13 protein-coding genes are annotated in these 22,997 nt (G+C 65.6%); 4 read left to right on the forward strand and 9 right to left on the reverse strand.

What is annotated here, in order from left to right:
• Positions 1-17 precede the first annotated feature (17 nt).
• The 8 genes from FMM79_RS04045 to FMM79_RS04080 all read right to left on the reverse strand — a co-directional run bounded on the left by FMM79_RS04045 (position 18) and on the right by FMM79_RS04080 (position 14,333).
• On the reverse strand, positions 18-2,339 hold the full coding sequence (locus FMM79_RS04045; protein ID WP_148626280.1) for a DPP IV N-terminal domain-containing protein: 2,322 nt from the start codon (positions 2,337-2,339) through the stop codon (positions 18-20).
• A gap of 106 nt (positions 2,340-2,445) precedes the next feature.
• Positions 2,446-3,444, reverse strand: a complete 999-nt coding sequence (locus FMM79_RS04050) for a 4-hydroxyproline epimerase (RefSeq protein ID WP_148626281.1) — start codon at positions 3,442-3,444, stop codon at positions 2,446-2,448.
• A 13-nt stretch (positions 3,445-3,457) separates the two neighbouring features.
• Positions 3,458-4,372, reverse strand: coding sequence for a dihydrodipicolinate synthase family protein (locus tag FMM79_RS04055; RefSeq protein WP_148626282.1), 915 nt, complete (start codon positions 4,370-4,372; stop codon positions 3,458-3,460).
• A gap of 173 nt (positions 4,373-4,545) precedes the next feature.
• The gene (locus tag FMM79_RS04060) at positions 4,546-7,233 is read right to left on the reverse strand and encodes a TonB-dependent receptor (RefSeq protein WP_162528438.1); all 2,688 of its coding nucleotides are present in this window, start codon (positions 7,231-7,233) and stop codon (positions 4,546-4,548) included.
• A gap of 257 nt (positions 7,234-7,490) precedes the next feature.
• Entirely contained in the window at positions 7,491-9,101 is a 1,611-nt protein-coding gene (locus tag FMM79_RS04065) for a family 43 glycosylhydrolase (RefSeq protein WP_148626284.1), read from the reverse strand.
• A gap of 4 nt (positions 9,102-9,105) precedes the next feature.
• Entirely contained in the window at positions 9,106-10,893 is a 1,788-nt protein-coding gene (locus FMM79_RS04070) for a DUF885 family protein (RefSeq protein WP_205466463.1), read from the reverse strand.
• Positions 10,823-11,917 (reverse strand): Ldh family oxidoreductase, encoded by a 1,095-nt coding sequence (locus FMM79_RS04075; protein WP_148626285.1) that lies wholly within the window; start codon positions 11,915-11,917, stop codon positions 10,823-10,825. The genes FMM79_RS04070 and FMM79_RS04075 overlap by 71 nt, the downstream gene beginning before the upstream one ends.
• Positions 11,918-11,960: 43 nt before the next feature.
• Positions 11,961-14,333 (reverse strand): glycoside hydrolase family 127 protein, encoded by a 2,373-nt coding sequence (locus tag FMM79_RS04080; protein WP_205466465.1) that lies wholly within the window; start codon positions 14,331-14,333, stop codon positions 11,961-11,963.
• 270 nt (positions 14,334-14,603) lie between these two features.
• Between FMM79_RS04080 and FMM79_RS04085 the strand changes: the two genes are divergently transcribed.
• The 4 genes from FMM79_RS04085 to FMM79_RS04100 all read left to right on the forward strand — a co-directional run bounded on the left by FMM79_RS04085 (position 14,604) and on the right by FMM79_RS04100 (position 22,474).
• Positions 14,604-17,357, forward strand: coding sequence for a DUF5695 domain-containing protein (locus FMM79_RS04085; protein ID WP_148626286.1), 2,754 nt, complete (start codon positions 14,604-14,606; stop codon positions 17,355-17,357).
• A 110-nt stretch (positions 17,358-17,467) separates the two neighbouring features.
• Positions 17,468-18,655 carry a Xaa-Pro peptidase family protein gene (locus tag FMM79_RS04090; protein ID WP_148626287.1) on the forward strand — a complete coding sequence of 396 codons (1,188 nt, stop codon included), beginning with the start codon at positions 17,468-17,470 and terminating at the stop codon, positions 18,653-18,655.
• A gap of 86 nt (positions 18,656-18,741) precedes the next feature.
• Entirely contained in the window at positions 18,742-19,644 is a 903-nt protein-coding gene (locus FMM79_RS04095) for a glycoside hydrolase (protein WP_205466467.1), read from the forward strand.
• Positions 19,645-20,137: 493 nt separating this feature from the next.
• Positions 20,138-22,474 (forward strand): TonB-dependent receptor, encoded by a 2,337-nt coding sequence (locus tag FMM79_RS04100; protein ID WP_162528439.1) that lies wholly within the window; start codon positions 20,138-20,140, stop codon positions 22,472-22,474.
• A 255-nt stretch (positions 22,475-22,729) separates the two neighbouring features.
• Here the strand turns inward: FMM79_RS04100 and FMM79_RS04105 are convergent.
• On the reverse strand, positions 22,730-22,997 hold a 268-nt coding region (locus FMM79_RS04105), incomplete at its 5' end, for an integrase core domain-containing protein (RefSeq protein ID WP_148625005.1).

A 22,997-nucleotide genomic window follows, 5' to 3' on the forward strand; every position in this document is an offset into this window, starting at 1 on the left:
CGCCCCCTCGCTGCACATCAGAGCGCGGCCGCTTCCGCGCCGTGAGTCTGGAGCGCGTCTACAAAGAAGTCGAACTGGCGGCGCGTCACGTAGTCGATGGGGCCGCTTGAACGGCCGGTCGAATGCTCGCCCCCCGGCACAACCAGCAGGTCGAAGTCCTTGTCCGCCTTGATGAGCGCATCGACCACCTGCATCGTCGAGGCCGGATCAACGTTGCTGTCCTGCTCGCCCACCACCATGAAGAGGCGACCCCGAAGCTTGTCGGCGTGCTCCACGCCCGAGGCCGCGAGGTAGGACGCATCGACCGGCCAGCCGAGCCACTGCTCGTTCCAGCTGATCTTGTCCATGCGGTTGTCGTAGCAGCCCGCGAGTGCAAAGCCGGCCTTGTAGAAATCGCCATGGAAAAGGAGCGCGTTGAGCGTGCTCTGCCCGCCCGCCGAAGCGCCGTAGATGCCCACGCGCGAGATGTCGTAGGAAGGATCGCGCGCGGCGAGCGCGCGGTGCCAGGCGATGCGGTCGGGAAAGCCGGAATCGGCCAGGTTCTTCCAGGCGACGTCGTGGAACGACTTGGAGCGGTTGGCCGTCCCCATGCCATCGATCTGGACGAGAATGAAGCCCAGGTCCGCGAGCGCCTGCATCCCTATCACCTTGTCCCCGCCCGAATGGTAGCCAAAGGGCCAGAAGTTCTTGGGCACGAAGCTGTCGTGCGGCCCGGCGTAGATGTTCTCGATGACCGGGTACGATTTGGCCGGGTCATAGTCACGCGGGCGCACGACGAGGCCCCAGATATCGGTTGTGCCATCACGCCCCTTGGCGGTGAATACTTCCGGAGCGTGGAAGCCCGCCGCGGTAAGGCGTGTGATGTCCCCGCGTGCGATCTCGGCCACTTTCGCGCCGTCCTCGGCGCGGCGCAGCACGGTGACTTCGGGCGCATCGACGCGTGAATAGGTGTCGACGAAATGGCGCATATCAGGCGCGAAGCGGGCCTGGTGGTTGGCTGTCTCGGGCGACAGCGCGACAAGATGGCGCCCGTCGAAATCAACCCGGTAATAGTGCACGAAGTAGGGGTCTTCGCCCGGGTTCATACCGCTCGCGGCAAACCAGATCCGGCGCGCCGCATCGTCCACCCGGACAACCTCGCGCACGACCCAGTCGCCCTTGGTGATCTGGCGGGCCAGCTTGCCGCTCTTTCCATCGACAAGGTAGATATGGCGGTTGCCATCACGCTCGGAAGTCCAGATCAGCTCCTTGCCAAGACCATCGACGTCGTGGACGAAGCGCTTCTCGCCAAAGACGAAGGTGTCCGCCGTCTCCCTTACGGCGGCGTGCGCGCGGCCCGTGGCGGCATCGACGGCGATCACTTTCGCCTCCTGGAAGCCGCGCTGCATGTAGTCGAACTCGGCGCTCTGGCCATCGCGGCGCCAGCGCGGGGCAGACAGTTCGTAGGGGTCGGGAAAGAGTGCAGGGTCGATTTCGGTCACCGTGCCGGTTGCCACATCGACGAGCACCGGCTGCTCCTGGTCGATGGCATCGCCGGGCTTAGGATAAAGCTGGGTCTGAAGGCCCGGTTGCAGCTGTCCCGCAGGGGCCGCCTCGACCCGCAGGACCTGGCGCGCGAAGCCCGGGCGCACGCGGTAGATCATCAGGTGGCGGCTGTCGGGCGACCAGGCGATGGTCTCGGGATCGTAGAAATCGCCCTCGGTCCCTGTCGCCGTGCGCAGGCGCACCTCACCCCCTTGGGCGCTGCGCACGAGGAGGTTGCTGTCCTCGACCAGCGCCTCGAACGCCCCATCGGGCGAGACACGCGGCGTATTGTCGGCAGGCACCGAGAGATCGCGCACCACGCCAAAGCCGCGCGGACGTCCCGGATAGGCAATCTTGCGGCAGGTGTAATCGGCAAGGCCGCATTCGTAGGGCGTGTAATCGATGTAGAAGCGGATCGTCTGACGCGCGGCATCGGTGAAACTGAACTCGCTGAACGGCAGGTACAGCGGCGCGATCTGGTTGCCCAGCAGGCGGCCCAGCCCTTCGGCAAGGCGCGCGTGATCGAAGGACGGCGCGCGGGTCAGGTCCTCAAGCGTCACCGTCTCGAAGGCGAAACCACCCTCGACCGTGCGGCGGTAGGAGAAGGCCGCGCTGTCCGGCGTCCAACTGGCAGGCCAGGCGATGCCGCGCGTCAGGTACTGCCAATCCTCGCGCAGGTGCACCGAACGGGCGATCTCGGCGCGGGTCGGCTCGGCCTGAGCCGGAGAGGCGAGAAGCCCCGTCGCGAGCGCGGGCACGGCAACCGAGAGCGCCAGCGCAAGGCCAAGGAGCGGGGAACGGGACGTCGCGGACATGATGGGCAACCCTGTTGTCTTTGTGATGTGCCGGGCCCGCCAGCCGGGCCCGCTCTACAAACGCCAGGCGGGGGCGAGGTCATCCCCCGCCCCCGCCGTACTCGGATCAGGTGACCTGGAAACCGTCCCAGAACCTGTCCTCGCGGTCGATCCAGATGGTGTTGAACCCGGTGGCTATGGCCGAGCCTTCGATCGAGGGCACGATGGCCGGCGTGTCGCCCAGCATCACCTCCTTCTCGACGCGTCCGATGAACTGGCTGCCGATGTAGCTTTCATGGACAAAGCGGTCCACGACCTTGAGCTTGCCCTGCCCGACCAGGTGGGCAAGCCGCGAGGACGTGCCCGTCCCGCAGGGGCTGCGGTCGATGGCCTTGTCGCCGTAGAACACCGCGTTGCGCCCGTCCGCGCCTTCGCCGCGCGGAACGTCGGTCCACAGCACATGGCTGATGCCGCGGATCGTCGGGTCGAGCGGATGGACCGGCTCGAACTTGGCGCACACGGCCTCGCGCACGCGCGGCGAGAGGGTGAGGATCTCGCTCGCGCTCATCGCCTCAAGGCCCGTATAGGCGCCCTGTGGCTCGACGATGGCATAGTAATTGCCTCCGTAAGAGACATCGACGGTGAGCGGGCCGAGCCCTTCCACGTCGATCTCGATACCGCGCGCGGCGACATAGGACGGCACATTGGTAATGCGCACCGACGTGACCTTCGCGCCCTCGACGTTGTAGGCGATCTCGATGAGGCCCGCGGGGACCTCCACACGCAGGCTCCCCGGCGTTGCGGGCTGGATCAGGCCATGCTCGAGCCCAAAGGTGATGATGCCGATGGTCCCGTGCCCGCACATCGGCAGGCAGCCCGAGGTCTCGATGAAGAGAATGCCGATGTCGTTGGCGGGATCGGTCGGCGGATAGAGGAAACCGCCGGACATCATGTCGTGGCCGCGCGGCTCGAAGCACAGCCCGGTGCGGATCCAGTCAAAGCGCTCCAGGAAATCCTGGCGGCGCTCGGACATCGTGGCCCCTTTCAACAGCGGAGCCCCGCCCGCGACAAGGCGAACGGGGTTCCCGGCTGTGTGACCATCGATGCAGAAGAACGTGTGTCGCATCGAGGTTCCTGTATCAGGCGACGAGGGGATCGGCGAGCACGGGCCGCGTCGCGGCCGCCTTCTCGACCATCGCGATCACCTCGGCGCGGCGCGCACCGACCAGCGGCTGGCGCGGGGGCAGAACACGCTCCGAACCACGGCCCATGACCTGCTCGGCCAGCTTGATCGACTGGACGAGGTCATGCTCGGCATCGAGGTGCAGGAGCGGCATGAACCAGCGGTAGATCTCCAGCGCCTTGGCGTGGTCGCCGCGCTGGAAGGCATTGACCAGTTCCACCGATTCGCGCGGGAAGGCGTTGGTAAGGCCCGAGACCCAGCCCTGCGCGCCCAGGTACAAACCTTCGAGCGCCACATCGTCGAGCCCGGCGAAGAGCACGAAACGATCGCCGCAGGCGTTCTTCACGTCGGTGAAGCGGCGGCTGTCAGGAGCCGATTCCTTGACCGCAACGATATTCCGCACATCGACCAGCGCTTCGAGCACCTCGGCGGTGATCTGCGTGCGGTAGGCCGGCGGGTTGTTGTAGAGCATGATCGGCAGGCCGGTGTTGTCGGCAACGCCCTTGAAGTGGGCGACCAGCTCGTGCGGCTGGGGTACGTAGACCATGGGCGGCAGCAGCATGAGGCCGTCCGCACCGATCTTCTCGGCCTGCTGGGCCCAGCGCGAGGCGCGGCGCACGTCGTATTCCGAAACGCCGGTAATGACGGGAACGCGTCCATTCACGGACTCGACGATACCGGTCAGGATCTCGACCTTTTCGTCGAATTCCAGCGAGTTGTTCTCGCCCACCGTGCCAAGGGCGATGACGCCCGTCACGCCGTCGCGAATGAGATCGTCCACGACGCGCTGCGTATCGGCGACGTCGATCGACAGATCCTCGCGCACCTGCGTGGTAACGGCCGGGAAAACGCCCTTCCAATCAATTGACATGAAAACTGTTCCTCAGGGGTCGGTTAGGTTAGTTGAAATATCGTATACTATATTACTTCTACCTTGGCAACGAGTCTTTTGCACATGCGAAAGCCCGACCCGGACAAAAAAGGGGCCGCACCTTTCAACCGGTGCGGCCCCTCCTATGGTTCGGTGCTAGGCCAGTGCGCGCATCAGAAACGGAAGCGCACGCTGGACTGGATGGTGCGGGCAAGCGTGCGCACGCCCAGCGGCAGCAGCGCCTGGTTACCGTGGTAGCGGTACACATCGTTACCCAGGATGTTCGACGCCTCGACCGAGAGGGTCATGAACTTCACAGGGGTGTAATTGATCGCCGCGTCCAGACGCTCGGTCGCGTCCTGATAGGGCGAATATTCCGGATTCTGGTTCCAGATCCCCATGCGGTAGGACGAACGGTAGTTGTAGGCCACGCGCGCGCTGAACTGCGGGGTGTCGTAGAACAGCGCGGCGTTCGCAGTCCACTTCGAGGTGTTGGGCGAATCGAAGGCACCCGGGAAATCCTCAGGGTAGGGATACTCGATGCGCGCCTTGAAGATGTGGCTGGCATTGAGGCTCACACCAAAGTTGCGCAGGATGCCCGGGGCAAAGTCGAAGAAGGTCTGCACTGTGCCTTCCAGGCCGATGAACGTGCCATCGCCCGCATTGCGCTGCATCTCGACGTAGCCGAAATCGGAATCGAAATCGTCAAGGTCGATGCCGTAGTTGAGCATCTCGGTCGCATCCGCATTGTTGCGGTCATAGTACAGGAAGTTTGACGCCTTCTTGTAGTAGCCCGCCAGCGAGATCTGCCCGCCACGCCCGAAGTAGTATTCCGCACTCGCGTTGAACGACTGCTCGCGCTGCTGCTTGAGCGAGGGGTTTCCGGCGAAGACGATTGGCGGTGAGGCGCGCGTCTCGGCGAAATAGAAGGGACGCGAATTGTAGAAGCTGGGACGGAACACATTGGTGCTGTACGACAGGCGCAGCTGGACCTGTGGGTCGAAGTGCAGGATTGCAGTCGCGGTCGGCAGGATCGCGGCGTAGTTGCCCTTGCCCGGCGAGACCTGGACGATGTCGAGCCAGCCATTGTCCTCGTTGCCGGGACGGTAGTTGTAGCTGGTGGACGTGCCCCAGGTGTTGGTGAAGCGCGCACCAGCGAGGCCGTCGATGGGAATGCCCGCGAGCTCGAAGCCATAGTTGACCTGCGCGTAGGCCGCGAAGTTCTTCTCGTTCGATTTGAAGGTCTGGCCCTGATCGCTCGGCGGGTAGAGGCTGGAGAAGCGCTGCGCGTTGCCCGGATCGTACTGCTGAATGTACTCGCGGATCTCGGCGACGTTGGCGCGGGTGATCGCGCCCGGAATGCGGTACCACTCCATGGTCGAACCGCCGATGTCGGGTCCGATCATCGAGGCATCGCCAAAGCCCGGGAAGGTTTCGAAGGGCGCGAAGGTGCCATCGACGCGCGGGAAGCCGTCGCGGTAGCCGTAGTAACGATCCACCTTGCGCTGGTTGAAGCGGCCACCGACCTGCAGCGTGCGCAGAAAACCGTTGTCACCCAGCTCGATCGTCATGTCGGCCTGGGCGGCGAATTCCTTGTTGTTCGAACCGCCGCGGTTGTCCTGGAAGCGGTCAACGACGTACTGCGAAGGATCGGTCAGGTCCACGTTGTTGAAGGCAATCGAGGGCGCGCCGCGGCTGTAGATGTCCGAATTGAAGTCGACGTTGGCCGACGTCAGGTTCTCGGGCCGCAGGATCGTCTCGACGAAGTAGTTGCCTTCATTCGACCAGTTGTACTGGACGCTGCCGTGCAGGGTAACCCGGTCGGAGTGCCAGTTGGCCTCGAAGTTGGTGGTGTAGAGATTGGAGTGGAACGAGTTGTACTGCGTGTCGATGCCCGCGGGCAGGCCGTTCTCGTTGCTTACCGTGGCCGAGGCGACGGTGCGCCCATCGTCCATCAGCACGACGTTGCTCAGGTCCTGGACCTGCATGTCCTGCACGTAGAGACGCTCAACCGAACGCTGTTCTCGCGAGCCCATGTAGCCGCCCTCGAAGACGAACTCGAGGTTGTCGGTGGGCTTCCACTGCAGCACGCCGTTAATGGAGGGGCGTTTAGTGTTGCCGTTCTCCAGCCCGTAGTACGCACGGTAGGGGATGACCCCCATGGAGCCATCGGGCAGTTCACGCTCGAAGGGCGATTCGCTCTCGATGTAGTTCTCGCGGTAGATCGTGCGGGTCCACGAGGCGTTCACGAGGAAGCCGATTTCGCCGATGCCGGTATCAAAACGATTGGCCAGCAGCAACGAGCCGTAGGGGCTGACCTTCTCGGAAATGTCGTCGTAGGACCCGCGCACGCTGCCCGCGATGGTCCATCCATCCTCGAGGTCGAAAGGACGGCGCAGCTCGACGTTGACGGTGCCCGCGATGCCGCCTTCGACCTGGTCGGCACTGCGGGTCTTGTAGACGTCGACCTGCTTCAGGAGTTCAGCCGGGATGTCCGCGAGGTTGAGCGAGCGCCCGTCACCCAGATTGGTCTGGTTGCCGTTGACCGTGGTCTGAATCTCGGAAAGACCGCGAATGGTGACGCTCTGCCCCTGCCCCCGCGCGCGGTCGATCTGGACGCCGGTCACGCGGGCAAGCGCTTCAACAACGTTGTTGTCGGGCAGCTTGCCCACGTCCTCGGCGACAACCGAGTCGACAATCTGCTTGGAGTTGCGCTTCTTGTCGGTGGCCTCCTCGACCGCCCCGCGCACGCCGTTGACGATGATCGGATCATCGCCTTCCAGGCTGGTCGCGCCCTCGGTGACATCGGCTGCGGCCGCCTGCGCGACCATCGGCACCGACGCCATGGCAACCAGCGTCATTGCGCTCGTTACTTGCAGAAATCCCCTGAACCTCATTTTCATTCCCCTTCACCGGAGTATTCCTGTTACCCCTATATATCGTATACGAACTATAATATTTGGTATGAGTCAAGGGATTTGTCATGCTTGAGAAACACGCTCCGGCATGTCTCATGCCCCGTAGATATCCTTGATTTTCAGAAAAATGGCGGAACCGGTGTGTCCAGCCCCGCCATCTTCATGCTACCTTCAGGCAAAATTTTGTCCGGCAAATAGGATCAGCCGCAGGGCTCCGGCGCCGGGGCGTCCGCCGCACGCGGACGTGGCAGCGCGGCCTTGGGCGCGAGTGCCTCGAACTCCTGCACGGCAAGGCCTGCGTGTTCGGAACCCTCGCCCGAGGCCTGCAGGACCGCGCGCAGGCACCGCGTGGTGACGGGCGCAAAGGCGACCTCCTGGAAACGGCCCGGCTGCGTGCCGTAGGGCCCCTCGGCCTTGACCGGCGCCCAGCCCTTGCTCGCCGCGTCCCAGTATTCGAGGTGCCAGCTTTTAGGCGGTGCAACGCCCACGGACGCACCGGCGGGCTGGTCGTTCCAGAACCACAGGCGCGCGCCGTTCAAAGTCACCGGCGTGTCCCAGGCATAGGAAATCCACTGGCTGGGCGGATTGTCCGGACGCCAGCTGCCCCACATCTCGGGCGGCAGCGGGTTGGCCCTGGCCATCCCGTCGTTGAGCGCGGCAATCCAGTACTGGACCGGAACGGGCGTGTTCGAGGCTCCTGGCGTCGCGGCGGCCGCCACGTTACGCGTGGGCACAGGCGCGGGGCCTTCGCGGCGGGTGGGCACGACCTCGCGGATGCGCGCCGGGCTGACACTGTCGTCCCACTCCATCGGGTCCAGCGCGACCGAGCGGCGGAAGTGCCCCCCCCCTTGCGCATCGGCGGTGTGGTAGGCGAGATACCACTGGTCCTTGAACTTGACCGCACCCGGGTGCGAGGTGGTGGAGGAGACGGGCCTCAGCACCACGCCACGATAGGTCCAGGGCCCGAAGGGCGAAGGCGCCGAGCCATAGCCGATGCAGGCGTGGTAGACCGCCGGTGTGCAGTCGGAATCGGGGCCTGCCCGGTTGCCCGCGTAGAGCATGTAATACGTACCCTTGCGCTTCAGGATCCAAGGCGCCTCAAAGAAGCCGGTAAGCCCCGTGATCTCGCGCTCGGGCCCCTTGGTGTGGACCATGTCCTGTTCCAGCTCGATCCCGCGCACCTGCCCGAACGTGCCCCAGTAGAGGTACACCTTGCCATCGTCGTCGATGAGGACGGTGGGGTCGATGTTCTGGATGTTGTTGGCCACCGGCACGCGCTGCGAGATGATCGGCCCTTCGGGGTGCGCGTCGCGCCAGGGGCCGGTCGGGCTGTCGGCCACGGCGACGCCGATCGCGAAGCGGTCCTTCGCGTCGGAATCCTTCTCCAGGACCGGCGCATAGAAGTAGTAGCGCCCATCTGCTCCGGGCACGATCTGGCCGGCGTAGGCGCGCCCTTCCTCGGCCCAGTCGAACACCGCATGAGGCCGCGCGATGGCCGGGTAATGCGTCCAGTCGCCCGAGGCTGGGTCCTTCGTGGTCAGCAATTGCCATTCGGGCATGATGAAGTCGTTGACCTCGGGCTCGGCCATGTCGCGTCCGGCGAGGATCCACAGCGCATCCTCGGCCACGAACGGGGCCGGGTCGGTCGAATAGTAGTCGCCGTCCGCCAGGATCGGGTTGCCAGGAACATGCAGTTCGCGCGGCGCAGGCACGGTGGCGGTGGTCGGCGCGCGGACGGGTGCCTGCTGTGCGCAGGCCGGCAGCGCCAGCGCGCTCGACAGGAGCGCGCCCACAAGAGCGGTACGTATCATGGTGTCATTCCTCGTCGGGATAGGGGCCCACACCGCCGTCGGCGATGAGCTGGTCGACGCGCGCGTCGATGAGCGGAAGCGGCACCGAGCCGATCTCCAGCACGGCATCGTGGAATGCGCGGATGTTGAACTTCTCGCCCAGCGCCTCCTTCGCCTTGGCGCGTGCTTCAAGGAAGGCCAGTTCACCCATGTAATAGCTGAGCGCCTGCCCGGGCCAGGAGATATAGCGGTCGACCTCGGTCTCGATCTCGTGGTTGGAAAGCGCGGTGTTTTTGCGCAGGTAGTCCTGCGCCTGTTCGCGGGTCCAGCCCTTGGCGTGGATGCCGGTGTCGACCACCAGCCGCGAGGCGCGCCAGGCCTGGTAGCTCAGCATCCCGAACAGGTCGTAGGGCGTCTCGTACATGTCCATGTCCTCGCCCAGCGCCTCGCAGTAGAGCGCCCAGCCCTCGCCATAGGCCGAGAGGTACGTGTCGCGCCGGAAGGCGGGAAGCGCGGTGTTCTCGGCCGCGAGCGGCATCTGGAAGGCATGGCCCGGCGCGCTTTCGTGCAGGGTCAGGGCGACCTGCGAATAGAACGGGCGTGAGGGCAGGTCGTAGGTATTGACGAGATAGATACCGGGACCACCGCGCCCGCCGGTGTAGAAGGGCGCGATATCATCGGGCACCGGCTTGATCGCAAAGCGGCTGCGCGGCAGGCGCCCGAAGAACTGCGAGGCCTTGCCGTCAAAGCTCTTCGCGATCCAGGCCGCGCGATGGAGGAGCTCCTCGGGGGTCTTGGGATAGAATTGCGGATCGGTGCGCAGGTGCTCGAAGAATTCGCCCAGCGTGCCCTCGAAGCCGACCTTGCGCATGACATCATCCATGCGCGCACGGATCCGGGCCATCTCGGAGAGGCCAAGCTGGTGGATCTCCTCGGGGGTCCTCTCCAGCGTCGTGAACTCGCGGATCTTGGAGAGGTAGTAGGCGCGCCCGTCAGGCAGTTTGTCCGCGCCAATCGTGGTGCGCGCGGCAGGCGCGTACTCATTGCGCAGGAAGGCGAGCAGCTTGCCATGCGCAGGGATCACGTCGGCACGGAGCACGCGCAGCGCTTCCGCCTCGATCTGGGTGCGGGTGGCTTGGGGAATCGTGTCGGGCAGATCGGCAAAGGGGGTGAAGAAGACGTTCTCTTCGCTCGCCCCTGCCGCGATCACCTGTGCGATGCCGTCATCACGCCCCGCCAGCGTGACGCGCGGCGCGGTGAAGCCCCGCGCAATCCCGGCGCGCATGTTGACGATCTGCTGGTCGTAGTAGCGCGGGATGTCGCTCAGCATATTCAGCATCGCGCGCGCGCCCGGCTCATCCTTCACAGGTTCGCGCACGCGGCTGGCAAGGCTGCCCCAGAAACTGGTGTCGGCGTTAAAGGGCTTTTCATAGTCGCGGTACTGCTGCGCGGTCAGCAGCGCGTCGATCTGATTGGCGTAGACCGCATAATTGATCCGGTTCTCACGCGAAAGCGCGGCGGTGTCGATGGCGGAGAGCTTCGCCTGGACCTTGCTCCAGCGCGCCAGCTTTTGCGCCTGCGCCTTGGCCCCGACATCGGGCAGCGCCGGGGTATCCTGCGGGTTGTCCTCGTCCGGCCCCCACAAGGAGCGGCGCCACTCCCATTCGCTTGTATAAAGCGCTTCGAACGCCGCGTCGGCAGCCGATGCACTTTCCTGCCCGGCTTCGGCGGGCACAGCGGCCTCAGTCGGCAGCGGCGCCATTGCCAGTGTCGTTGCCACCAGAAGCAGCGCGCGCAGGGCCGGTCGTTGCATGGGTCTTGCCTTTTTGCAGGAGGTCGAGAAGTTCAGCGTGGAAGGCGGCCGGGATACGAAGGCCCCTCTCCATGGTTTCGCGGCGCGCGGCGATGCGCCGGGCCCCCGGGAGGCGCGCACCCTGCCCTTCGATTGCCGCGAACATGGTCTCGCCGTGCGCCAGGTATTCCTCGACACGGTCGCCGAGGAAGCCCGCCGGATCGATCGCGATGAGAAGTTCGCCGCCCAAGGGCGAGCCCCCGCGCCCGGCATCGCTCGCGAGCGATTGCGCGCTGGTCATGTCGCCGATGAGCGGCCCCGCGATCAGTTCCACCATGGCCGCCAGCGCCGAGCCCTTGTGCCCGCCGAAGGTGCGCATCGCCCCGTCGAGGACGGCCTTGGCGTCGGTCGTCTCGCGCCCCTCGGCGTCATAACCCCAATCGGCGGGCACAGGCTTGCCCGCACGCCGGTGCAGTTCGATGTCGCCGCGCGCGATGACGGTGGTGGCAAAATCGAAGACGAAGGGCTCACGCCCGGGCCGGGGCCAGGCGAACGCGATGGGGTTGGTTCCAAAGACCGGCTGGGTGCCGCCCGCCGGAGCGACCCAGGCGTGGTTGGGGGTGAAGGCGAACGCCACCAGCCCCTCGCGCGCCAGCGCCTCGACCTCGGGCCAGAGCGCGGCAAAGTGGACGACGTTGTTGAGCGCCATCGCGGCCACGCCCTTGGCCCGCGCCTTTTCCACCAGCAGCGGCAGACCCCGCGCGAAGGGGAGCTGGGCAAAGCCCCCCTTCCCGTCCACCCGCACCAGCGCCGGGGCAGGCTCGCTCACCTCAGGCTCGGCGTCGGGCGTGACCACGCCCTTCTCCACCGAAGCGGCCGCCACCAGCAGGCGGTAGAGGCCGTGCGAGGTACACCCGTCGCGCTCACCCGCCACCATTGTCGCGGCGACGGCGGCGGCGTGATCGGGCGCCAGGCCCCAGGCCTCCAGCACGTCGCGCGCCAGGGCATCGGCCTCCTCGAGGGTCAGGTCTACGGTATCGGTCATGGAAAGGATGCGGGCCTTGTTCGTGGCAGCCTGCAGGCTGCGGTTACGTCGCGGTGCCGGGCTTGGCGGTGAAGAGGCGAACCCCGAAGACCGGCCCTGCGGTGTTGCGCTCGTGCGGCACGAAGCGCACGCGCACGCTGTCCTTGTCCTTCGTCAGTGCCTGCGGGAGCGGGTACTCGACATCGAAGAACTTGCCGGGACGGTCTTCGCCCAGAACCTGCGTTGCCACCTTCACCCCGTCAACGAGGATATCGAAGGCACGGCCACGCTCGCTACCCCAATACGTCGCCTGGAGCAGAAGCGGTCCCGGCTTCACCTTCATCGAGAATTCGAAGAAGCCACCCGAGCGCGCATCGCGCCCGTTGCGCCCGCGATAGGCGGCGGGCCAGGAATTTTCCGAGATCAGGTTGTGGTCACGCTCGGGCTGCATTTCGCCCAGGTGCATGACGTCGATCGAGCGCGCCGCAATGTCCTTCTGGCGGGCCTGTTCAGCAAGATAGGCGGCCTCTTCCTGCTTCCACTGCCCTTCGGTGAATCGCTTGAAGTAGACCGCGCTGCGGCGCTCGTACTGGCTGTAGAACGGCACGAAGTTGCGGTCGCCCGGGCGTACGATGCCGCGCGTGACATAGCGCGGGCGGTCCGAGACGATGGGATAGAAGGCCTCGAGCGGGTTCTCGCCGACCATTGCGGGCTCGACGTCCTTCCACTCCATCTCGACCGGCCCCAGATCGGCCGCCATGACCATCGGCCCGCGCAGGACCGAGACCACCTCAGGCGCACCGGGCGCGGATTCGAGGCGCAGGTCGAGCGGCAGCGAATAGTCGATCACGTCGCCCGCCTTCCAGCGCCGATCGATGCGCACATAGCCGTTCACCGGCGTGACCTGCGCCACTTCGCCATTGATACGCAGCGCCACCGCGCCCTGGCTCCAGCCCGGAATGCGCAGCGCGAGGGCAAAGCGCGAGGACTTCACCGTCTCGAGCGTCAGGCGCACGTCGCCCTCGAAGGGGTAATCGGTCGCGAGATTGAGGGCGACGCCCTTTTCCTTCCAGACCGCGCGCGAGGCGATGAACAGGTTTACGAAGAGCGTGTCCTCGCCCTGCCAGTAGATCGAATCGCCGTGCTTGGCGTGGCTCTCCATCCCCGAGCCCACGCAGCACCAGAAGCCTTCCTCGCCCGGCTGCGAATAGCCGCGCTCGGCCCCGCTCATCATCGGCGTCATGTAGGTGAAGCCCGCGTTGTGCGGGTTCTGCGCCGAGAGCACGTGGTTGAGGTGCGCGCGCTCGTAATAGTCGAACAGCGCCGCCTCGGGCTGCCAGGAATAGAGCTGCCGGGTCAGCTTGAGCATGTTGTAGGTGTTGCAGTGCTCGCAGGTGGACTCGGTCAGGTGCTGGGCGATGGTGTCGGGCTCAGAGAAGTATTCCCGGTCCGCATTACCGCCGATCACGTAGCTGTGATGCTGCGTGACGGTATCCCAGAAGAAGCGCGCGGCGGTGGCAGGCGCCTGTTCGCCGGTCAGCTCGTGGATGCGGGCCAGGCCGATCAGCTTGGGGACCTGCGTGTTGGCGTGGAAGTTCGCCAGCTTGTCTTCCTGTGCGACGAGCGGGTCGAGCACGCGCTTGTCGTAGATGCGCTTGGCGATCTGCATCCAGCGCGGATTGCCGGTGCGCGCATAGAGCTCGGCGTAGCTTTCGTTGAGGCCGCCGTATTCGCAGCCCAGAAGCTCCTGCATCTGCGCCTCGTCGAGCGCGTCGAACATGTCCGCAAAGTACGCGGCAAGCCCAATCAGGACATTGAGCGCCTTGTCGTTGCCCCAGGCTGCATGGATGTCGAGCAGGCCGGCGAACATCTTGTGCACCGTGTAGAGCGGCGACCACGAGCCATTGAGGTCGAACCCGCCCGACTTGATGATGCCCTCGCGCACCTCGTCAAAGACGGTGATGCCATCGACGATCTCGCCGTCCTTGGTCTTGCGCCCCAGCGCGCCGATGTAGCCGTTGCCGCGCGCGGCCTGGCAATCGGCCAACTCCTCAACGATGTAGTCGGCGCGGCGGCGGCATTCAGCGGTGCCGCGCTGCTGCCAGGTGAGGACCAGCGCGGTCATGTAGTGACCCAGCGTGTGCCCGGCGATCGTGTCCGATTCCCATCCGCCGTAGATCTCGGCCTTGGGCTCAAGCCCGGCGTACTTGCGGAAATTGTGCAGGAAGCGGTCCGGGCTGAGCGAGAGCAGGTAGCCCTCGTTGACCTCGACCGCGGTCGCCCAGTCGGACGCGGTGAGGCGCACGTCATTGAGGGGAAGGGGCGTCGCCCGCAGGGGCATGACCGGCTTCACAACCGCAGCGAACCCGCGCGGCGCCACCCCGCACAGCGCAAGCGCGGCAACCCCAGACATCCATTGGCGCCGACTGGCTTTCATCCCGAAACACTCCTATCGAATATCGTATACGTTATTGATAGCCTGAGTGATCGCCGAGTCAATCCCCTGCGGGATCCCTCCCAAGTGCGCTCCAACCCCGCGAAAATAAAGGAGCCGGTCGCACACGCAGAGACCAGATCCCCGCATCACCTCTCCACATTTACTCCGATTATATATCGTATATTTTTCTTGACGCCCCTCGCTGCAACCGTCATCCCAAGCCCAAGAGACCCGAGCCTGGCTGGCATCGGCCGCAAATGAGGACCTGACATGAACCGCGTACTGCGCCCCCTCCCGCTGCTTGCCCTGGCCATCGCCACGGCGGCCCCCACCGTGCTTCCTGTCGCCCCCGTCCAGGCCCAGGACGAGAAGCCCAAGAAGGTCTACGCGCCGATCATCAAGACCGAGATGACGACGCAGGACTTCAACCTGGCGCTGCGCGCGGACACCCAGACGCTGGCCAGCCTCGCACCCAAGGGCGTGAGCGGCTTCGACTTCGTGCCCGCCGGGCGCGAGGCCGAGCGCGCGGCCAACGGTTATGTCCATATCGGTGACCTGCACCTGCGCCTGCGCACCGGCGGCGGGGCCTGGCAGGACCACAATTCCTCCAGCTTTCGCAAGCAGATCACCGCGCTGCGCGGCGGCAAGGGCGTGCTCGCCGCCGCCGACATCACCAATTCGATGGGCGATGGCATCCCGCTCAAGGTCGAGCGCCGCTGGCTCAACGAGGACGGCGTCCTGGCGATGCGCTTCACGCTCGAGAACACCAGCGCCGAGGCGGTCGAGATCGGCGTCCTGGGCATGCCGATGGTCTTCGACAACATCATCCTCGACCGCGACCTCGACGCCGCGCACCAGGAGGCCAGCTTCGTCGATCCCTATATCGGGCGCGATGCCGGCTACCTGCAGGTGACCCGCCTTTCGGGCGAGGGTCCGGCCCTGCTCGTCCTTCCGGAAAAGGGCACCCCACTCGAAGCCTACAAGCCGATCTTCCAGAAGGCCTGGGCCAAGAAGGACGACAACTTCACCGACAACACCCCGCGCAGCCAGGTGTTCGAAGGCTTCTACGACTGGACGGTAGCCAGCAAGGGCTTCGCCGAGAAGGAATGGGCCAAGGCCGGGCGCCAGTGGAACGAGCCCACCAGCATCACGCTCCAGCCGGGAGAGCGTCGCAGCTTTGGCGTGAAGTTCGCGACCTCGCCCAGCATCCGCGCGATTGAAGACACGCTGGTCGCCCACAAGCGCCCCGTCGCGGTCGGCATTCCCGGCTACGTCCTGCCCACCGACCAGAGCGCCAGCCTGTTTCTCAAGGCGCCGAGCAAGGTCACGGGGATCGAGAGCTTCCCCGAAGGCGCCCTGTCGCTGAGTGAAGAGAGTAGCGGCGAAGGCTGGGCACGCTATCAGGTCAAGGCCAGCGGCTGGGGCCGCGCGCGCCTGACGCTGACCTATGCCGATGGCCAGAAGCAGACGGTGAGCTACTATATCACCAAGCCGCTGGAGCAGGTCACGGCCGATATCGGCCACTTCACCACCCACCAGCAGTGGTTCGAGGGCAAAGGCGATCCCTTCCACCGCACCCCCGCAATCCTTTCCTACGACCGCGAGGAGAACAAGATCCTCACCCAGGACGGGCGCGTGTGGGTTGCGGGCATGAGCGATGAAGGCGGCGCAGGCTCGTGGGTCGCGGCCGCCATCAAGCAGCTCGACAACCCCGATCCCGAAGAAGTCGCCCGCATTGAGCGCCTGGTCGACGAGACCGTGCTCGGCACGCTCCAGCTTGACGAGGGTGAGCACAAGGGCGGGGTCAAGAAGAGCATCTTCTACTACGAGCCCGAGGAGTTCCCCGGCTACTACGATCCCCAGATCGATTGGTCGAGCTGGACGGCGTGGAACAAGGAGCACTCCAACGACCTGGGCCGTACCTACAACTACCCCCACGTCGCGATCGGGCACTGGGTGCTCTACCGACTGGCCCGCGATACCGAGGGGCTGGTCACGCGCCACGACTGGAAGTTCTACCTCAAGTGGGCCTACGTCACGACTGTCGCGATGATGCGCGATGCTCCCTATTACGCACGCTTTGGCCTCATGGAGGGCGATGTATTCCTCGACATCCTCAAGGACCTCGAGCGCGAGGGCATGAGTGAGGAAGCGGCCAACATGAAGCGGCTGATGACCGAGCGCGCGGACCACTGGCGCTCGCTCAAGTACCCGTTCGGCTCGGAGATGGCCTGGGATTCCACTGGCCAGCCCGAAGTCTACGCCTGGATGGACCACTTCGGCTACCAGCCGCAGGCCGAGGCCACCCGCGAGGTCATCCTGGGCTATGACCCGACGATCCCGAGCTGGGGCTACAACGGCAACGCGCGCCGCTACTGGGACTTCCTTTATGGGGGCAAGGTCAGCCGCATCGAGCGCCAGATCCACCACTACGGCTCGGCGCTCAACGCGGTGCCGCTGTTCACCGCCTACCGCAAGAACCCCAAGGACTTCCACCTCCTGCGCGTCGCTTACGGCGGCATGATGGGCGGCATCACCAACATCGACCAGGAAGGCTTCGGCTCGGCCGCGTTCCACTCCTATCCCGACATGATGCAGTGGGACGCGATCACCGGCGACTATGGCATGGGCTTCTACGGCCACGCCATCACCGCCGCGACCTACCTTGTCGATCACCCCGAGTTCGGCTGGCTGGGCCTGGGGGGCAAGCTGGAAACCCGGGGCGACACCATCCATGTCGTCCCCCAGGACGGCGCGCGACGCCGCCTCTTCGTCGCGCCTGCGGGCCTGTGGATCACGCTGGAGGCGGGCAAGATTGCCTCGGCCGACTACGACACGAAGACCGGCGAGGTGCGCCTGACGCTCGACCCGGCAAGCGCCATGACCCCGCGCGCGCGCCTGCTCTTCGAGACCACCACGAAGGACGGCAGGCCCTACGCCAGCGACACCGGCTCGCTCGAGCGCGGCGCCCATGCCTTCGACCTTGGCAGCGGACCCAAGGTCGTGACGCTCCGCCCGCGCTGAGCGCCGCGCGCCATCCGGGGCGGTCGGGTCCCTCCCGACATTGCCGACCGCCCCGGACCATGACAGGAGAAGGGCTCCCCCCCTTCCCCCAGCTGCAGATGGACAGGACGATGACGACGATGATTGGCGGATCCAACCGCGAGACCGAACTGGCCCGGTTGGGCCGCTGGAGCGAATGGGCCCCGAAGATCACGCGCGCGGAATACGCCGCGCGCATCGAGGCGGCCCGCACGCGCATGATCGACGCCGGCGCGGACGCGATGGTCGTCAATGTCGGCCCGTCGATGCGTTACTTCACCGGCGTTGCCTGGTCGCCGACCGAGCGGCTCGTCGCTCTCGTCATCCCCCGCACCGGCACCCCGCGCATGATCTGCCCGGTGTTCGAGCGCGGCTCGCTCGACGCCGAACTCCAGATCGAGGCCGAGTACGTCCTGTGGGAAGAGGAAGAGGACGCGGTCGCCCTGGAATGCCGCGCGCATGGGCCTGCGACCTGCCTTGCGCTCGACCCGCTGCTCTCCTTTGGCCATGCCCGCCGTTTCATGGAACTGGTCGGCTTCACGATCGATGCAGGTGCGATCATCGATGGCGGCCGCATGATCAAGTCGCCGCAGGAACTGGCGCTTCTGCAGCAGGCCAAGACGATGACGCTGGAGGTCCACAAAGCCGCCGCGCGCATCCTGGCGCCGGGCATTCGGGCGAGCGAGGTGATCCGCTTCATCGACGATGCGCACCGCACGCTCGGCACCTCGGGATCGTACTTCTGCGCGGTGCAGTTCGGCCACGCCACCGCCTACCCGCACGGCCTGCCCTATGACCAGGAGCTGGAGGAGAACCAGCTCGTCCTCATCGACACCGGCTGCCGCGTCGAGGGCTACCACTCCGACATCACCCGCACCTACGCCTTTGGCAAGGTGAGCGCGCTCGAGGCCGAGACCTGGGAACTGGAAAAGGCCGCGCAGGCCGCCGCCTTTGCCGCCGTACGCCCCGGCGTACCCTGCGAGGAGGTCGACAAGGCCGCGCGCGATGTCATTGCCAAGGCCGGCCTTGGCCCCGACTATGCCCTGCCCGGCCTGCCGCACCGCACCGGCCATGGCATCGGTCTTGCCATCCACGAGCCTGCCTACCTCGTGCGCGGCGACACCACGCCTCTGCAACCGGGCATGTGCTTTTCCAACGAGCCGATGATCGTCCACCCCGAGCGCTTCGGCGTGCGGCTGGAAGACCATTTCCACGTCACCGAGACCGGCGCGGCCTGGTTTACAGAGCCCCAGCCCGCGCTCGAGCGCCCCTTCGCCTGAACCGCACGGCGCCGGTGTGCGCCCGCTCCCGCCACCGGCGCCGTCCCCTTTGTGGGCGGCCGCTCCAAACCTGGAAGATATCGACCTTGCGCCTTTCCTCGTTCCACCGCCGCGTGCTGAGCGTCCTTGCCCTGACCCTGCCGATCGTGGGCGGCGCGGCGCTTGCGGGCGCTGCGACGGCCAGCGCAGCGGACATCGTCGCCCCGCCCGCCGACCTCGCGCTCGATCCCTTTTACACCCAGGCCATCGAGACCGATGGCCTGTGGATCACCAGTTCCTCCAAGGTAAAGCCGGGCACCCTCGTCAAGGCGCGCAACATGGTCCACGCCATGCTCGCCCACCGGCCCGAGATCGCCCGCGAACTGGTGCGCCAGGGCTTTCGCATCGCGATCATGGCCGAGGACGAGACGACCATGGACCTTCCCGAGCAGCGCGACTGGGACAAGCCCGCGCGCGACGACATCGTGCTCACTCCTTTTGAGCGGGAGAACTACGACACCGAAATCGCACCGCTCACGCCCTATGAATACTGGGCCAAGCGCGCGCGCGGCATGGGAGGCCTCCTCACCAGTGGCGCCGAAGAGAACATCCAGGCCGTGCCCGGCACGCGCTATTTCGGCGAGACGATCCTCGTCCACGAGTTCTCGCACGCGATGTACCAGGCCCTCCTCGAAATCGGCCCGGCCTTTGATGCGCTGATCCACGCCGCCTATGCCAACGCGCGCCAGCGCGGCACCTGGAAGGACCAGTACATGGAGAACACCATCGACGAGTACTGGGCCGAGGGCACGCAGTTCTGGTTCAACAGCAACTTCCCTGCACAGATGGGCGACACGCTGGTGCGCACCGATGCCGAGATGGCCGCGCGCGACCCCGCTCTCGCGGTCCTGCTGGAGCAGGTCTACGGACCGATCCACCGCCTGCCCGACGATCCCTTCTGGATGCACAACGCCAAGGCCAAGCCCCGGAGCCCCGCCAAGGCCGATTGAGCGACAGCCGCCCGGCCCGGGCGTCATCCTGCCCTGACCCAACAGAGGCCTCGCGCACACGCGCGGGGCCTTTTTGGTCTGCGCGCGCCGTTTCGACTCGCATCCAGGTTGAACAGCGCCCCAGTCTATCCGGTAACCGAACAGTCTTTTGCAACTGAACAAACATTCAAAAAAATGTCACAATCACTGGAACCTTCCCGGACAGCGGGATGAGTGTGCCATTTAAGCCGCAAGATGCCTTATCAATCTGCATTTATGAAAATTGAACGGTTGAACAATCTCTCGCGAGCGCTATGAGCGCGTCAGCTCCCACCGAGCCCCCGGGTTGCGCAAGCGACGCCTCCGGGCACCACCCGAGCGGAACCGGACGGGCCTCCTCGCGCCGCGCAGCCCCTGCGCCTCTCGCGCCCACCAGGCCCCGGTACCGCGCCTTGCGCGTTTGACACGCGCGCTCTTGAAAACGGCAATTCTGCCGCAACGCATGAGGGATACGATGCGCTCAAATGCCTTTCTGAACGCCAGCCTGCTGGCGCTGTCATCCGTGCTGGCGACCCCGGCCCTGGCGGCCAACGACGCTGCGGACGCCGCCAGCGACGCAAGCCCCGCCACCGATGCCGCCACCTCCGCCGCCGCGCCCGCCGCCGCCGGTTCGCCCCGCAACGAAATCGTCGTCATCGGCACCGGCCAGACCCGCCAGGTCCAGGGCCTCACCGCCGAGGACATCGCTGTCGCCACGCCCGGCACCAGCCCGCTCGCCGTGCTCAGCAAGCTGCCCAGCGTCAACTTCCAGTCAGCATCCCCGCTCGGCACCAACGAGTGGACGACCCGCATCTCGGTGCGCGGCTTCACGCAGAACCAGCTGGGCTTCACGCTCGACGGCGTGCCGCTGGGCGACATGAGCTATTCCAACTTCAATGGCCTCCACATCAGCCGCGCGATCACCTCGGACAACATCGGCATGACCGAGCTGTCGCAGGGTGCGGGCGCGCTCTCGACGGCCTCGAGCTCGAACCTGGGCGGCACGATCGCCTTTGAAAGCCTCGATCCCAGCTACGACATGGGCCTCACCACCGCGGCCACCTTCGGCAGCAACGACGCCTGGCGCCTGTTCGCCCGCTTCGAGACCGGCGACCTTGGCGGCGGCGTGCGCGCCTACGTTACGGGCACCTACTCGGACACGCCCAAGTGGAAGGGCAAAGGCTCGCAGGAGCTGTGGCAGATCAACTCCAAGCTTGTCGCGCCGATGGGCGACCGCGGCGAGCTCAAGATCTTCGCCAACTACTCCGAGATGGCCGACGCCGACTACGCCGACCTGACGCCCGACATCCTCGACCGTCACGGCTATGACTGGGATTACCTGCGCTACGATTTCGAGACCGCGCAGGACATCGCCACCAACCTGCAGAACGGCGTCTACACCGACGACTATGCAGGCTACGGCACGCTGACGGGCGATGATGCCTATTACGACGGGTATGGCCTGCGCAAGGACCTGCTGATCGGCATGAGCGTCGACTACGACCTCACCGACGAACTGCACGTGCGCGTCTCGCCGTACTACCACAACAACCGTGGTATCGGCACCTGGTGGACGCCCTATGTCCCGACCCCCGGCGGCTCGAGCCTCTCGGTGCGTGGCACCGAGTACTTCATCAACCGCATGGGCGTCACCGGCAGCCTGTCGTACGACCTGTTCCGCGGCAACCAGATCGAAGTGGGCGGCTGGTACGAGGTCAACGACTACGACACCGCGCGTGACTACTTTGGCCTCGACGATGCCCCGACCTCGAGCATCTCGCACCACGAGTTCCCCAAGAACCCGTTTGCGTACGACTACTTCTACAAGTTCGACATCAACACCTACCAGTACTACGTGCAGGACACCTGGGAGCTGACCGACAGCCTCAAGGTCTCGGGCGGCTGGAAGGGCATCCAGGTCGACATCGACGCCAGCAACGACCCCTCGCGCACCAGCGCCAGCTGGGCCACGCAAGGCTCGCTCACGGCCAAGGACATGTTCCTGCCGCAGGTCGGCGTGAACTTCCGCCCGATCTACGAAGTCGAGCTGTTCGGCAGCTACGCCGAGAACATGCGCGCCTTCACCACGACCCCGTTCGTGACTTCGCCCGAGCAGTTCGCCGCGATCCGTGAGCAGGGCCTCAAGCCCGAGACGTCCAAGACCTTCGAAGGCGGCCTGCGCTTCCACCTGGGCGACCTCGAAGCCTCGGTCGTGGGTTACCACGTGAAGTTCAACAACCGCCTCTTCTCGGTCTCGCCCTGCTCGGCGATCGAGAGCTGCCCCTCGGTCCTTAACAACGTCGGCTCGGTCACGACCAACGGCGTCGAGGTCACCGGCCAGTACCGCATCACCCCCGCCCTCTCGATCTACGGCGCCTATGCCTATACCGATGCGTCGTATGACGACGACGTGCTGAATGGCGCGGGCGAACTGGTCGCGGCTTCGGGCGGCAAGTCGGTCGTCGACCAGCCCGAGCACCTGATCAACGGTGAAATCTCGTACGACGATGGCACCTTCATCGGCCGCGCCCACGTCAACTACCAGTCCAAGCGCTACGCAACCTACGAGAACGACCTCGCGTTCAAGGGCCGCGCGCTGGTCGACCTGACCATGGGTTATCGCTTCAACACCAACGACGCGCTCGATGGCACCGAGATCCAGCTCAACGTCACCAACGTGACCGACGAGAAGTACGTCTCCACCATCGGCCAGTCGGGCGGATACCAGGCCAGCTACGCCCCGGGCGACTGGCAGTACTTCATGGTCGGCGCGCCGCGCCAGTGGTTCGTGACGCTCAAGAAGGCGTTCTGATCGACAGACCAGCCCGATAACGGCACACGAGGAAAGGGGGCGACCGCAAGGTTCGCCCCCTTCTTTTTGGCCAGCCGACAAATAATCGCATGCAACGGCTGGCCGAACGAGAGAAGTGGCTCGGTTTGTCTGAACAGCCTTTGACGTTTGATAAGTGGATCGTCTGCGGTTTGGTTGTTCAAGCTGGCGCCTGCGGGGCGTCATGGAGGTCGGGCGTAGCCCGGCCGGAGTGACGCCCCGCAAGTCGCGGCCAATTCACGCTGCCACGGCCTGTGGCAGATTGTCAAAGTAGGTTTGATCGGGCGTACGTCCGCCGGGGCTCGAGTGAGGTCTCCGGGCGTTGTAGAAGCCCAGGTATCGGCCGATCGAACTGCGCGCTTCGCTGACGCATGCGTAGGCGTGCAGGTAGACTTCCTCGTACTTCACCGAGCGCCACAGCCGCTCGACCACGACATTGTCGCGCCAGGCGCCGCGGCCGTCCATGCTGATGGCGATACCCTCGCGCCGCAGCACGCCGGTGAAG

It is taken from the genome of Novosphingobium sp. BW1 (assembly GCF_008107685.1).
In the GTDB taxonomy this organism is placed as follows: domain Bacteria; phylum Pseudomonadota; class Alphaproteobacteria; order Sphingomonadales; family Sphingomonadaceae; genus Novosphingobium.